The following is an 11,606-nucleotide window of genomic DNA, read 5'->3' as shown; positions in this document are numbered from 1 at the left end:
ACGAACAGGATGGAAACGAATCTCCATCCTGTTCGATAGGTCTTACCAGATCCTCATCCAGCCCAACTTAAGTGAACTGCATTAGTCGCGAAGGCCGCCTTTTTCAGGTGCTCCAGCCCTTGCTGAAAGCATTGGTGAACACGACCTCGCCATTATCGCCGATCGCCTCGCCCAGCACCACGTCCATGCCGTTGCTGGTCACCCTGGCCAGGGCGAAACCGCCCATATAGGCAGCCTTCGGCTTGAACAGGTCGATCCCGTCCCTGCGATAGATCAGCGGCGTTTCGTGCTGGTGGCCATGGAAAATGCCGACGACATTGTAGCCCTTGAGCGCCGCCAGCAGCGCCTGCCGGTCGGCCTCGCTCCACCAATGCGGCGCACCGGTGCCGTCATCATCAAAGTGGCTCCTGGCGGCATCCCAGCGTTCCACCGAGAAAGTGTCCCAGCCATAATGCTGGAACAGGACGACCGGGCGGCCGTCCGCCGCATAGGTCGCCAGGTCCTGCTTCAGCCATGGCAGGCTGCTCTCGGCACCGTGGCCGGTATCGCCGGCGAAACGATGCGTCTGGATCAGATGCAGGCCGCCCCAGTCCCAGGAGTAGCAGTCGGTGTCGACATCATAGTCGGTGGCCGGCACTGGCGGCTTGAAGAACACGCCGGCGCGATGGTTGACCTCGACATAGTCGCGCAGTTCGCGCCGGTACCAGTCGACATGGTGCGGCGGCCCGTTCTGGTCGAGATCATGGTTGCCGAGCCCGACATAAACCGGCATGTGCACGCGATCCGGACCGACGCCTTGGCTGTAGCGCTGGCTGAACTGGAGCAGTTGGGTGCCCTCGCTCGGCTGGGTGATCTGGCCGCCGCCATCGTCGGTGATGTCGCCGCCGACGACAAGGCCGAGCGGCGCGCCTATCTTGCCGGCCGAACGCAGGCCGGTGGCGACGCCATTGATCTCGGCCGGCCAGTCCTTGTCGCCAAGCGCATTCAGCACCGCCACGTTGCGCAGCAGCGCGGCGTCGGTCTTGCCTTCTTGCAGGCAGTTGGGGCTCAAGCCGCTCGCCATGCGGCAGGCATGGACATCGGCGATGAACAGGAAGGTGGCGTCGATCGACTGGACGCGTTGCCCGGTCTGGCCTAAGGCCGGCCGCGGCAAGGCGCCGGCCGCGGCAAATCCTGCAGCCTGTACCAGGAAGTTGCGTCGGGAAAGCGATCCAGTCGAACGGCGATTCATCATCTGCTGATTCAGCATGGACAGCAGCCGGTCGTCCAGCGCCTCTGCGCCATCATCGACATGACGCCACGGGTCTGGCATGTCTCGCTTGCGCAAGCGCATGCCGCCGGTTGCGTCGATGCCAAGTCCGCCAGGAAGGGTTTCGTTCTGGCGAGACCCGGCATCCAGAGCGAATTTCGGCCCGTGGCCGGCGGGATGATGTCGGTTGCCAACACCTACGAATCGCAATCGCCCCAGACCCAATATCTGTTCGCCGGCCTGATCGAGGTGTTTCGCGACAGCGACACCGGCCGCCAGGCGATGATCCCGTTTTCCGATCTGCGCAAGCTGTTCCCGCTGAAGGCGGGGGCAAAGGCCACGATAGAGTTCGTCGAGCTGTCGCTGAACCAGCCGCCGAAGGGCACCAAGACGCTGAGCCTGATCGTCAAGGGCAAGGAAACATTCCGTCTGGGCGATTGCAAATACAATGTCCTGGCGGTCAAGGAGACCTTCAAGAACGGTGCCGGCGAGACGCTGGATTCATTCACCGCGCTCTATGCTCCCGATCTGCAAGCCGCGCTCGCGCGGCGCTACGATGAAGGCACCAGTTCGGAATCCGTCAACGGCTACGAGACGATCAAGCCGCTGGCCGAGTAGGTAAGAGCCCAGGCTTCTTCGCTTCCCCCTCGTGTCAGCCAGAGCGAAGCCGCAAGGTCGAGAGAAGTGGCTGCGTCGCGATCCTGCACACCCCCCTCTGTCCTCCCGGACATCTCCCCCGCAAGGGGGGAGATTGGCTGTCACACCGGCTTTCGCCAATCTCCACCGGTGAAGGTACGAGCGAGCGCCGATGCTGCAGATCTCCCTCCTTGCGGGGGAGATGGCCGGCAGGCCAGAGGGGGGTGCTGTCCCGCCGACATCAAATAATTCTCGGCCGTGGCAGTATCCTGTTGCGTCGCCTGGCAACCAAGCCGCCCTGCGACGGCGCGCTGCGCTCCAACCCTGCCAGGCAATCCCGCAGCACACCGGCATCCTGCGCCGTCTTGGCCATCGACATCGCCCCGGAATAGGCGGCGACCGTCAGCGCGGCGAAGCGTTCGGGGTCCGTGCCCTCGTCCTTGCCCGCCTGCTGGTCGGCACGCACCTTGTCGGCAATCGCCTGCCGCCACCCGCCAAAGATACCGGCAAGGGCAAGGCGGAAATCGGGATCGGCAAGCGACAGTTCGTGCGCCAGATTGTTGAGCGGGCAGCCGCGCACGAACCCCTGCTGCTCCAGTTCCGCCGCCACGGCCTCGAACACCGAGCGCACGCCCTCGCGCACTGACGCCGCCGCCAGCACCGGCGCGATCCATGTCTCTTCGACCGCTGCCGCCACACGCTCGTCGATCACAGCCAGCGCCAGCGCCTTCTTGGTCGGGAAATGGTGATGCAGCGCTCCGCCGCTGACATCAGCCGCCGCCATCAGATCGCCGATGCTGGAGGCGTGATAGCCGCGCGCCTGGAACGCGTCCTCGGCGACATCGAGCACTTTCTTGCGCATGCCTTCAGGGTCGTTGATGCGTTTTCCCGGGCGCGGTTTTGGCTGGACGGTCATCTCTGCTGACATTGCCGAACTTTAGCATGTTGACAAAACAGGACAACCGGTCTGTTTTACAAAACAGGACGATCACCCTGTTTTGGAGAATGTCGGATGAACCTGCCCCAGAACGTCGCGCCGAAACCCACGGCGCTCGCCTCGCCTGTCGTCGAGTTGCGGCAATACACGCTGAAGCCCGGCCGGCGCGACACGCTCATCGGCATCTTCGACGGCAGGCTGATCGAGGGCCAGGAGGACGCCGGCATGAACGTCATCGGCCAGTTCCGGGACCTCGATCGGCCTGACATGTTCGTCTGGATGCGCGGCTTCGACGGCATGGATGCGCGGAAAAATGCTCTCGCCGCTTTTTATGGCGGGCCGGTCTGGGCGGCGCACAGTGATGCGGCCAATGCGACGATGATCGATTCCGACGATGTGCTGCTGCTCAAGCCGGCGTGGCCGGGCGCAGGCTTCGACCTCGCGGGCGCGCAGCGGCCAAGCCTGGCCGATGACGAAAAACCCATTCAAAACAAACCGCTGACCGGCATCGTTGTCATCGCGATTCATCATTTGCAGCCCGGCACAGAGGCTGATTTCGCCACTCGCTTCGAGACTGAGACGGCGTGCCTGATGACGGCCGACGCACGCCTGCTCGCCGCTTTCGTTACGGAGCATGCCGAAAACAGTTTTCCGCGCCTGCCGGTGCGGGCTGATGAAAACGTCTTCATGTCCGTCACCGGCTTCGACAACGCAGAGGCGCATGCCCGCCACAAAGCCGCTCTCGCCGCCTCGCCGACATGGCAGGCCTTTTGGCAGGCCGCGCAAGCTGGTCTGACCAAACCAACGGAGACATTGCGGCTGTCGCCCACATCGCAATCGTTGGTCGGGCGTTAGACTTCAAATGCCTTGACTATGGCCTTCGCGACCAGGGCCGGATCTTCCCAATGCGGGTTGTGGCCACAGGCCTCGGCGCGGACGAGGAGAGCTTCAGGAAGAGCGGACCGCAACGCCTGCTGGTGCGCCGCGCCGAACAGCGGGTCGCAGGCGCCGGCGATGATCAGCGTCCGGGCCTGCACGGCCCGCGCAGCATCGGTCAGGTCGGCGCGGCGGATTTCCTCGAGAATCGCGCGCCAGCGCGGGATCGGCATCGCCGAGGCCTCTTGCGCCAAGCCGGTGAGAAAGGCTGCGGGCACGTCGGGACGACAGGCATGCCACCAGGCATAGAACGGATCGGTCGGCGATATCGGATCCCGCAGCGCCTCGATGCTCACCACCAGCGGATGACCCGGCGCGAAATCGGGCTTCAACGTACTGGCCATGACAACCAGCCCACCGACAAGCTCACCATGCCGCGCGGCCAATGCGATGGCCACCATGGCGCCAAGCGAATGGCCGACGACGACCGGCCGGTCGAGCCGCAAGATCTGGATCAGCCCGGCAATGTCGTCGGCGAAATCTGCGACGCTGCACCCCCTGCCAGCCTGCGAGGCGCCGTGGCCGCGCAGATCCGGCATGATCAGACGACGGCCGGCCAGATATGGCGCCAGAAGCGAAAAACTGCGGCTGGTGTCGGTGAAGCCGTGCACCAACAGCAGTGCCGGCTGGGCGCCCGATATCTCGACATAGGCGATGTCGAGATCGCCGACAGTGACGAACTGCTTGCGGCCGGCCCAGGCGCCCTGCTCCGCCACCACATCCTGCTTCGGCAAGTCATCGAGCGCGGCCGCTCTCACAGGCCGAGCTTTTCCTTGACCGCGGCGAGGCCCGGCTTGCCGTCGAAGGTGGTGACGCCGGCGAGCCAGGCGTCGAGGCGGCTTTTGTTCGCCGTGATTGCCTTCAGCGCCCCGTCCTCCGGCTTCATGCCGTCATTGATCAGATAGCCCATGCCGACATTCTCGAAATCGATGTCGAAGGCGAGATTCCCGAGGAATTGCGCGACGTTCGGGCATTGCTGCAGATAGCCCTTGCGCACCTGCGTCGTCACGGTCGCGGCGCCGAAATTCGGGCCGAAGAACTTGTCGCCACCTGTCAGGTACTTGAAGTCGTACATCGTGTTCATCGGATGCGGCGCCCAGCCCTGGAAGACGATGAACTGCTTTTCCTTGATCTCGTAGCCGACCTCGGAAAGCATGCCGGCTTCGCTGGACTCGACCACTTGCCAGCCGTCCAGGCCAAAGGCGGGATCGGCGATGGCGTCCATCATCAACTGGTTGGAGCCGGGCTCGATGCCGTACATTTTCTTGCCGAACTTGTCCGCGAACTTGTGCAGGTCGGAGATATCCTTGACGCCGGCCTCCCAGACATAGGTCGGCACGGCGAATGTGTATTTGGCGCCTACGAGATTGACGCGCACATTCTCGACCGAGCCGTCCTTCTTGTAGGGCTCATAATAGGTGACCATGGCCGGGTCCCAGTAGCCCAGGAACAGGTCGAGATCCCTGTTCTTCATGCCCTCGTAGATGACGTTGATGCCGAGCACCTGGCTTTGCGGCTGATAGCCGAGCGCCTCCAACAGGACGTTGGCGACCCCGGTGGTGAAGGCAAGGTCGTTCCAGCCGGGTTCGGCCATGCGGACCGTCTTGCACTCTTGGCCCTCGGCCGCCTGAGCCGCATGAGAGGCCAACATGAGGGCGGCCAAACAGACGCCGTTTGCAAGGATGCGCAACATTTCGGTTCTCCTCATTGTGATCAAATTGACCAATTGGTCTTTTTATTGTCCCATGGGTCAATGATTGATCTGAGCGGACGAAAATGTCAACGTGGATTCGCCATGCATGGACCGACCCCGTGAAACTCAAGCGTCTCAGTGAGATACGCCGCAAGGAGCTGCGGCAGGCGGCCTTCGTGGTTCTGGAGCGCGAAGGCATTGCCGGCGCGACCCTGGAAAAAGTGGCCGCCCAGGCAGGTGCCTCCAAGGGCATCGTGCTGCACTATTTCCGCAACAAGCAGGAATTGTTCGAGCACGCGATGCGCGAGGCCAATGCCGTCCTGTGCCAGGCGGTGATCGCGCGGCTTCGCCGGGCGCGTACGCCGATGGAGCGCATGGATGCGGTGATCGAGGGCAATTTCGAGGAGCATCTGTTCCAGCCGCCTCTGTGCCATGCCTGGCTGTCGCTCTGCGCCGAGGTGCCGCGCGACGAGAAGATGGCCCGTATCCAGCGGGTGATCCATGCGCGCATGCGCTCGAACCTGTTGTCGGGCCTGCACGGCCTCGCCTCGCCTGGAGACGCCGACGACATCGCGCTTGGCGTCACGGCGCTGATCGACGGGCTTTGGCTGCGGCTCGGCCTGCAGCCGGGCAGCGTGTCGCGCGAACAGGCGGTCCGCCAGGTCAAGAATTATGTCGCGGGCCGGCTGGCCCTGCGGGAGCTTACGACCGCCGGCGCGTAACTGGCCTCGGCTGGCCTGCGCCGGCAGGCGTCGAAGTTCATACCGGGGGATAGGCCGACGGCTTGACCACGGCCGCCACTATACGGTGCTCTCGACGAGGCAGAAATCTCGGAGTGCCCCATGAGACTTCACGACAAGCGCGCGCTGGTCACCGGTGGGTCGGACGGTATCGGCCTGGCGATCGCCGAGTCATTTTTGCGCGAGGGCGCGGACGTGCTGATCGTCGGCCGCGACACCAAAAAACTCGACGACGCCCGCGAGCGCCTCGGCGGCACTATCGAGACGCTGTCGGCCGATCTTGCCACCTCGGCCGGCATCGCGGCCGTCGTCGAGCATGTGAAAAAATCGGGCAGGCCTCTCGATATCCTCGTCAACAATGCCGGAGTGGCTTTCCTGGTGCCGTTCGAGACCGTCAGCGTGGCGCAGTTCCAAGAATCCTTCGCGCTCAATGTGGCGGCGGTGTTCTTCCTCACGCAGGGCCTGCTGCCGCATCTGGCGGCCGGCGCCTCGGTGATCAACATCTCGTCCTATTTCGCCAACAAGATGATCCCGAAGCGGCCGTCGAGCCTCTATTCCCTGTCGAAAGGCGCGTTGAACTCGCTGACCAAATCGCTGGCCTTCGAACTCGGCCCGCGCGGCATCCGCGTCAACGCCATCGCGCCCGGCACGGTCGACACAGCCATGCGGCGCAAGACCGTCGACAATTTGCCGGCCGAGGCAAAGGCCGAGCTGAAAGCCTATGTCGAGCGCAGCTATCCGCTTGGCAGAATCGGCCGCCCCGACGATCTGGCCGGTATCGCGGTCTATCTGGCCAGCGAAGAGGCCGCCTGGACCAGCGGTGGCATCTTCTCCGTCGACGGTGGCTATACCGCGGGGTGATCCGTCCGGTCGCCAGACCAGGCGCCGGCATTTTCCGCGGCGCCGCTTTCCACGAATCCGAGTGCGCCTACCGCCTCCAGGACCTGATCGCGAACCCAGCGATGGGGTGGCTCGTCGTCGTGGCGCGCGTGCCAGTACATCCTGATTTCCGGAACAGCAATGGGAAGTGGCGGTTCAAAGGTGACGAGCGGCAGGGTCTTGGCCGCCCAAACCGCGAACTGCCTGGGAACTGCCGCCAGGTGGTTTCCGTTTGCCACTGCCAATGCGACAGCCTGAAAGTGCGGCAGGGCCAGGCTTACACGGCGCGTTCGTCCGATCTTGCGGAGCGCCTCGTCGGTGGAGCCCGACATCGAGCCATCGATAGAACGAAGAACATGGGGCAGTTCGCAGAAGAGCTCGATCGGTAGAAGCTCGCCTTCCATGATCCCCGCGTGCCTGATCGCAGCGTTGTCGCTCGCGGCGATGATGGCGAATGGTGAATGGAACAGAGGCGTGCTTGAGACCCAGTCGGAGACCTCCAGCGGACGCTCGAGCGCTACGTCGATTTCATCGTCCTGGAGCAGCCGCGAGACGTCGCCGCGCGCGCTGTCGAGAAACCTTAGCGACGCGCGCGGCGCGGCACCCGCGATGCGCGCCGCTAAAGTTGGCATCAGCATCATGGAAAAGAAATCCGCACCCATGAACGTGAAGGTTCGCTCCAGTTCCACCGGATCGAACGCCTTGGCCGAGTGGAAGACGCGTTCGATTTCACGAAGCGCCACGCGTAACGGCTCGGCCATGCTCTCGGCGCGTGGCGTCGGCATCATGTCATTGCCCCGTCGCACGAACAGCTGGTCGTTGAGGAGATGCCGCAAGCGATTGAGCGCAGCGCTGACGGCAGGCTGGCTGAGGCCGATCTGCTCGCCGGCACGCGTAACGCTTCTCTCCCGCAGAAGGGCGTCGAACACCCTGATGAGATTGAGGTCGAGCGCGTTCAAATTCATCGCATCAATTCGCCCCATACGATCATTCGATTTCCGTTGTCGGCATATCCCTGGCTAGATCGTCATCGGCCCAGCAGGCACAGGCAACAGGAGGATCAGACGGCCATGACAATGACCCCCGGCACGATCACAGGCAAGGAACTCTTCTGGTTCAACAACACGCTTGTCGCGATCCACGTCTCGTCGGCGGCAGGAGAGGACGGCACCTGCGTCGTCGAGCATCGCATGCCCTATGGCGACTCCCCGCCCCTGCATGTGCATCGCAGGGAGGACGAAGTGTTTCACATCCTGGACGGGAGACTGCGCTTTCAGATCGACGGCCACGAACGCATTGCTGAAGCCGGCGAAACCGTCATTGCGCCGAAAGGCCTGCCGCACACCTACCGGGTCGAATCGCGCGAAGGCGCGCGTACGCTCACCATCACGCGCGGTTCGGATTTCGAGACGATGCTGCGTCAGGCGAGCCGTCCCGCCGAACAGCCGGAGATGCCGCCGCAGATGCAACCAACACCGGAAATCATCGCGGCACTGGTGCAGCTCTGCGCAGAAAACGGCATCGACATTGTCGGTCCGCCGCTAGGGTGAGAGGCCGAAACCGCGCATTCTTTCCCTTCTCCCCTTGTGGGAGAAGGTGGCCGCGAAGAGGTCGGATGAGGGGTGTTCCAGCTTGGCGCCAACGGCACTCCGTCACCCACCCCTCAACCGTCTCGGCGCTGCGCGCCGATCCACCTTCTCCCACAAGGGGAGAAGGCGAGAAGCGCCGCACCTTCAACCGATTTGCATCCTCGCCGTCCGCAATCTCCGCTTGAAGCCGTTTGTGCAACGCGATACGCCGTTGCCGACTTCGACAAGGAGAGACCCGTGACCGCTGCAAAGACCAGAACCGAAACCGACACGTTCGGCCCGATCGAAGTCGCCGCCGACCGCTATTGGGGCGCGCAGGCGCAGCGTTCCCTTGGCAATTTCAAGATCGGCTGGGAAAAGCAGCCGGCATCGATCGTGCGCGCGCTGGGCATCGTCAAGCGGGCCGCGGCCGAAGCCAATATGGACCTTCAGCGGCTCGACCCGGCGATCGGCAAGACGATTGTCGAGGCGGCACAAGAGGTCATCGACGGCAAGCTCGACGACCATTTCCCGCTCGTGGTCTGGCAGACCGGCTCGGGCACGCAGTCCAACATGAACGCCAATGAGGTGATCTCCAACCGTGCGATCGAGATGCTGGGCGGCGTCATGGGCTCCAAGAAGCCGGTCCATCCCAACGACCACGTCAATATGAGCCAGTCGTCGAACGATACCTACCCGACGGCCATGCACATCGCCTGCGCCGAGCGCATCGTGCACGACCTCTTGCCGGCGCTGAAACACCTGCACAAGGCGCTCGCCGCCAAGAGCAGAGAGTTCAATCACATCATCAAGATCGGCCGCACGCACACGCAGGACGCCACCCCCCTCACGCTTGGCCAGGAATTTTCGGGCTATGCCGCGCAGGTCGCCTCGTCGATCAAGCGCATCGAGCTGACGTTGCCCGGCCTGCAGGAACTGGCGCAGGGCGGCACCGCCGTCGGCACCGGCCTCAACGCGCCGGTCGGCTTCGCCGAAAGGGTGGCGGATCGCATCGCCACCATCACCGGCATTGCCTTCGTCACCGCGCCGAACAAGTTCGAGGCGCTGGCGGCCCATGATTCCATGGTGTTTTCGCACGGCGCCATCAATGCGGCGGCCGCCGCGCTGTTCAAGATCGCCAACGACATCCGTTTCCTCGGTTCCGGCCCGCGTTCGGGCCTCGGCGAGCTGTCGCTGCCGGAAAACGAGCCGGGCTCGTCGATCATGCCGGGCAAGGTCAACCCGACCCAGTGCGAGGCGCTGACGCAGGTCTGCGTGCAGGTGTTCGGCAACAATGCGGCGCTCACCTTCGCCGGCAGCCAAGGCCATTTCGAGCTCAACGTCTACAACCCGCTGATGGCCTACAACTTCCTGCAGTCGGTGCAGTTGCTCGCCGACGCCTCGGTCTCCTTCACCGACAATTGCGTGGTCGGCATCGAGGCGCGCGAAGACAACATCAAGGCGGCACTCGACCGCTCGCTGATGCTGGTGACGGCGCTGGCGCCGACCATCGGCTACGACAATGCCGCCAAGATCGCCAAGACCGCGCACAAGAAGGGCACCACGCTGCGCGAGGAAGCGCTCGCCACCGGACTGGTCAGCGAGGCCGATTACGACCGGCTGGTGCGGCCGGAGGACATGACGCATCCGGGGTAAGCAATTCCAGGAAAAATGTCTTGCGGTTTTCCGTCCGGAATTGCATCAGCCAGAAGCCCAGTGTTCGTGATGGGAGAATTTACTCCCGTCACGACCTGACCCGAAGCGAATTTTGCGCGGGCCGCCCGATCACGGAAACGTAAGTACTGTGAACAATGTGTCGCCAGTCTGGTGGCTTTGGTGAACAGTCGGCTTGCTCTATCTCCCCGGTATCAACCCATCCCGGAGAGCCACCATGTCCATCAACACTTCAGTCGCCGGTTCCGGCGCATCCAATGCCTCGACCACCATCCTCATCGGCCGCGTCCTGCTTGCGGTCATCTTCCTGCTTTCAGGTTTCGGCAAGCTGACCGCCATCACCGGCACGGCCGGCTATTTCGGCAGCCTCGGCCTGCCCTTGCCGACCGTAACGGCCATTGTCGTAGGCCTGATCGAGCTTCTCGGCGGCCTCGCCATCCTCGTCGGCTTCAAGACCCGGATTGTCGGCTGGGTGCTGGCGGTCTTCACGGTCGCTACCGGCTTGGTCGCCCACACCGGTTGGGCCGACCAGATGCAGATGATCCAGTTTCTCAAGAACCTCGCCATCGCTGGCGGCTTCCTCGTGCTGGCTTCCTCGGGCGCCGGTGCCTATTCGATCGACGCCAAGCGCGGCTGAGCCAAAATCTGGCGATAGCCGAACGAAAGAGCGGCGCGGAATTTTCCGCGCCGCTTTTTCGTTGTTGGTACATGCCCGCCGATCTGTCGGCCGGAGTTTTCTGATAGGATCGGGGCATCGGACGAGGCCGGCCGGCGGCCGATAACGGAGGTGAACATGCCCCGCAACGCGCTGCTCCTGCTCTCCCGGCTGCTGCTCGCCGCCCTGTTCGTGCCCTCCGGTTTCCAAGCTTTGAGCGATATTGCCGGCACGACAGGCTATTTCGCCGGCCTCGGCCTGCCGCTGCCGACGCTTGCCGCCTGGGGCACGGGACTGTTCGAACTGATCGCCGGGCTGCTCATCCTGGTCGGTTTCCAGACCCGGATCGCGGCGCTGCTGCTCGCCGCCTTCTGCATTGCCGCCGGTTTCATCGGCCATTACGGCCAGGGCGGCGGCGACGCGATGCTCGCCTTCCTGCACCAGCAGATGCTGATGAAGGACATTGCGATAGCAGGCGGGTTCGTTGCGCTGGCGATGGCTGGCGCGGGAGCCTGGTCGGTCGACGGGCGCGGTTTGGCCTGACGGACTGGGTTGGAAACGTCAACGGGACAGCACCCCCCTCTGTCCTGCCGGACATCTCCCCCGCAACGAGGGAGATCGGATGTCATCCAGGCTTTC

At 63.7% G+C, this 11,606-nt stretch carries 13 protein-coding genes; 8 read left to right on the top strand and 5 right to left on the bottom strand.

The genetic code is table 11. The features are described 5' to 3' along the window. Positions 1 to 103: 103 nt before the first annotated feature. A complete protein-coding gene (locus NKI21_RS22035; protein WP_352442936.1) occupies positions 104 to 1,234 on the bottom strand; it encodes a metallophosphoesterase in 1,131 nt (376 codons plus the stop codon). A 57-nt stretch (positions 1,235 to 1,291) separates the two neighbouring features. On the opposite strand from NKI21_RS22035, the gene NKI21_RS22030 reads away from it, so the two are divergent. Next, positions 1,292 to 1,867 carry a hypothetical protein gene (locus NKI21_RS22030; protein ID WP_031213898.1) on the top strand — a complete coding sequence of 192 codons (576 nt, stop codon included), beginning with the start codon at positions 1,292 to 1,294 and terminating at the stop codon, positions 1,865 to 1,867. 259 nt (positions 1,868 to 2,126) lie between these two features. On the opposite strand, the gene NKI21_RS22025 is transcribed toward NKI21_RS22030, so the two are convergent. Beyond that, positions 2,127 to 2,801 (bottom strand): TetR/AcrR family transcriptional regulator, encoded by a 675-nt coding sequence (locus NKI21_RS22025; protein WP_023814138.1) that lies wholly within the window; start codon positions 2,799 to 2,801, stop codon positions 2,127 to 2,129. 96 nt (positions 2,802 to 2,897) lie between these two features. On the opposite strand from NKI21_RS22025, the gene NKI21_RS22020 reads away from it, so the two are divergent. Further along, complete coding sequence (locus tag NKI21_RS22020; protein ID WP_023814137.1) at positions 2,898 to 3,677, top strand: NIPSNAP family protein; 780 nt, start codon at positions 2,898 to 2,900, stop codon at positions 3,675 to 3,677. On the opposite strand, the gene NKI21_RS22015 is transcribed toward NKI21_RS22020, so the two are convergent. Both NKI21_RS22015 and choX read right to left on the bottom strand, forming a co-directional pair. Then, entirely contained in the window at positions 3,674 to 4,516 is an 843-nt protein-coding gene (locus NKI21_RS22015) for an alpha/beta fold hydrolase (protein ID WP_352867299.1), read from the bottom strand. The two genes, NKI21_RS22020 and NKI21_RS22015, sit on opposite strands and share 4 nt — an antisense overlap. Next, a complete protein-coding gene (choX, locus tag NKI21_RS22010; protein WP_352867296.1) occupies positions 4,513 to 5,451 on the bottom strand; it encodes a choline ABC transporter substrate-binding protein in 939 nt (312 codons plus the stop codon). The genes NKI21_RS22015 and choX overlap by 4 nt, the downstream gene beginning before the upstream one ends. Positions 5,452 to 5,534: 83 nt before the next feature. On the opposite strand from choX, the gene betI reads away from it, so the two are divergent. After that, positions 5,535 to 6,173, top strand: a complete 639-nt coding sequence (gene betI, locus NKI21_RS22005) for a choline-binding transcriptional repressor BetI (RefSeq protein WP_352442931.1) — start codon at positions 5,535 to 5,537, stop codon at positions 6,171 to 6,173. A gap of 120 nt (positions 6,174 to 6,293) precedes the next feature. After that, positions 6,294 to 7,052, top strand: coding sequence for an SDR family NAD(P)-dependent oxidoreductase (locus NKI21_RS22000; protein ID WP_352442930.1), 759 nt, complete (start codon positions 6,294 to 6,296; stop codon positions 7,050 to 7,052). Here the strand turns inward: NKI21_RS22000 and NKI21_RS21995 are convergent. Then, positions 7,037 to 8,035 carry a LysR family transcriptional regulator gene (locus NKI21_RS21995; protein WP_352442929.1) on the bottom strand — a complete coding sequence of 333 codons (999 nt, stop codon included), beginning with the start codon at positions 8,033 to 8,035 and terminating at the stop codon, positions 7,037 to 7,039. The two genes, NKI21_RS22000 and NKI21_RS21995, sit on opposite strands and share 16 nt — an antisense overlap. A 111-nt stretch (positions 8,036 to 8,146) precedes the next feature. Here NKI21_RS21995 and NKI21_RS21990 point away from each other — a divergent pair, with 111 nt between their 5' ends. From NKI21_RS21990 to NKI21_RS21975, 4 genes are all read left to right on the top strand, one after another. Beyond that, positions 8,147 to 8,620: a cupin domain-containing protein gene (locus NKI21_RS21990; RefSeq protein WP_502896767.1), complete on the top strand. Its 474-nt coding sequence runs from the start codon at positions 8,147 to 8,149 to the stop codon at positions 8,618 to 8,620. A gap of 276 nt (positions 8,621 to 8,896) precedes the next feature. Then, positions 8,897 to 10,294, top strand: a complete 1,398-nt coding sequence (fumC, locus tag NKI21_RS21985; RefSeq protein ID WP_352676942.1) for a class II fumarate hydratase — start codon at positions 8,897 to 8,899, stop codon at positions 10,292 to 10,294. Positions 10,295 to 10,529: 235 nt separating this feature from the next. Continuing rightward, positions 10,530 to 10,949: a DoxX family protein gene (locus NKI21_RS21980; RefSeq protein ID WP_023814129.1), complete on the top strand. Its 420-nt coding sequence runs from the start codon at positions 10,530 to 10,532 to the stop codon at positions 10,947 to 10,949. Positions 10,950 to 11,105: 156 nt separating this feature from the next. Further along, positions 11,106 to 11,510: a DoxX family protein gene (locus NKI21_RS21975; protein ID WP_031213894.1), complete on the top strand. Its 405-nt coding sequence runs from the start codon at positions 11,106 to 11,108 to the stop codon at positions 11,508 to 11,510. The last annotated feature ends 96 nt before the right edge of the window (positions 11,511 to 11,606 follow it).

The sequence above is a fragment of the Mesorhizobium sp. M0715 genome (assembly GCF_040320355.1).
Classification (GTDB): domain Bacteria; phylum Pseudomonadota; class Alphaproteobacteria; order Rhizobiales; family Rhizobiaceae; genus Mesorhizobium.
This window is presented reverse-complemented; position numbering and strand designations above follow the sequence as displayed.

Excerpts from the sequence above, each read along its gene's own strand:
- NKI21_RS22035 (WP_352442936.1), bottom strand. The coding sequence starts at position 1,234 with ATGATGAATCGCCGTTCGACTGGATCGCTTTCCCGACGCAACTTCCTG.
- NKI21_RS22030 (WP_031213898.1), top strand. The coding sequence starts at position 1,292 with ATGACGCCACGGGTCTGGCATGTCTCGCTTGCGCAAGCGCATGCCGCC.
- NKI21_RS22025 (WP_023814138.1), bottom strand. The coding sequence starts at position 2,801 with ATGACCGTCCAGCCAAAACCGCGCCCGGGAAAACGCATCAACGACCCT.
- NKI21_RS22020 (WP_023814137.1), top strand. The coding sequence starts at position 2,898 with ATGAACCTGCCCCAGAACGTCGCGCCGAAACCCACGGCGCTCGCCTCG.
- choX (WP_352867296.1), bottom strand. The coding sequence starts at position 5,451 with ATGTTGCGCATCCTTGCAAACGGCGTCTGTTTGGCCGCCCTCATGTTG.
- betI (WP_352442931.1), top strand. The coding sequence starts at position 5,535 with ATGTCAACGTGGATTCGCCATGCATGGACCGACCCCGTGAAACTCAAG.
- NKI21_RS22000 (WP_352442930.1), top strand. The coding sequence starts at position 6,294 with ATGAGACTTCACGACAAGCGCGCGCTGGTCACCGGTGGGTCGGACGGT.
- NKI21_RS21995 (WP_352442929.1), bottom strand. The coding sequence starts at position 8,035 with ATGAATTTGAACGCGCTCGACCTCAATCTCATCAGGGTGTTCGACGCC.
- NKI21_RS21990 (WP_502896767.1), top strand. The coding sequence starts at position 8,147 with ATGACCCCCGGCACGATCACAGGCAAGGAACTCTTCTGGTTCAACAAC.
- NKI21_RS21980 (WP_023814129.1), top strand. The coding sequence starts at position 10,530 with ATGTCCATCAACACTTCAGTCGCCGGTTCCGGCGCATCCAATGCCTCG.
- NKI21_RS21975 (WP_031213894.1), top strand. The coding sequence starts at position 11,106 with ATGCCCCGCAACGCGCTGCTCCTGCTCTCCCGGCTGCTGCTCGCCGCC.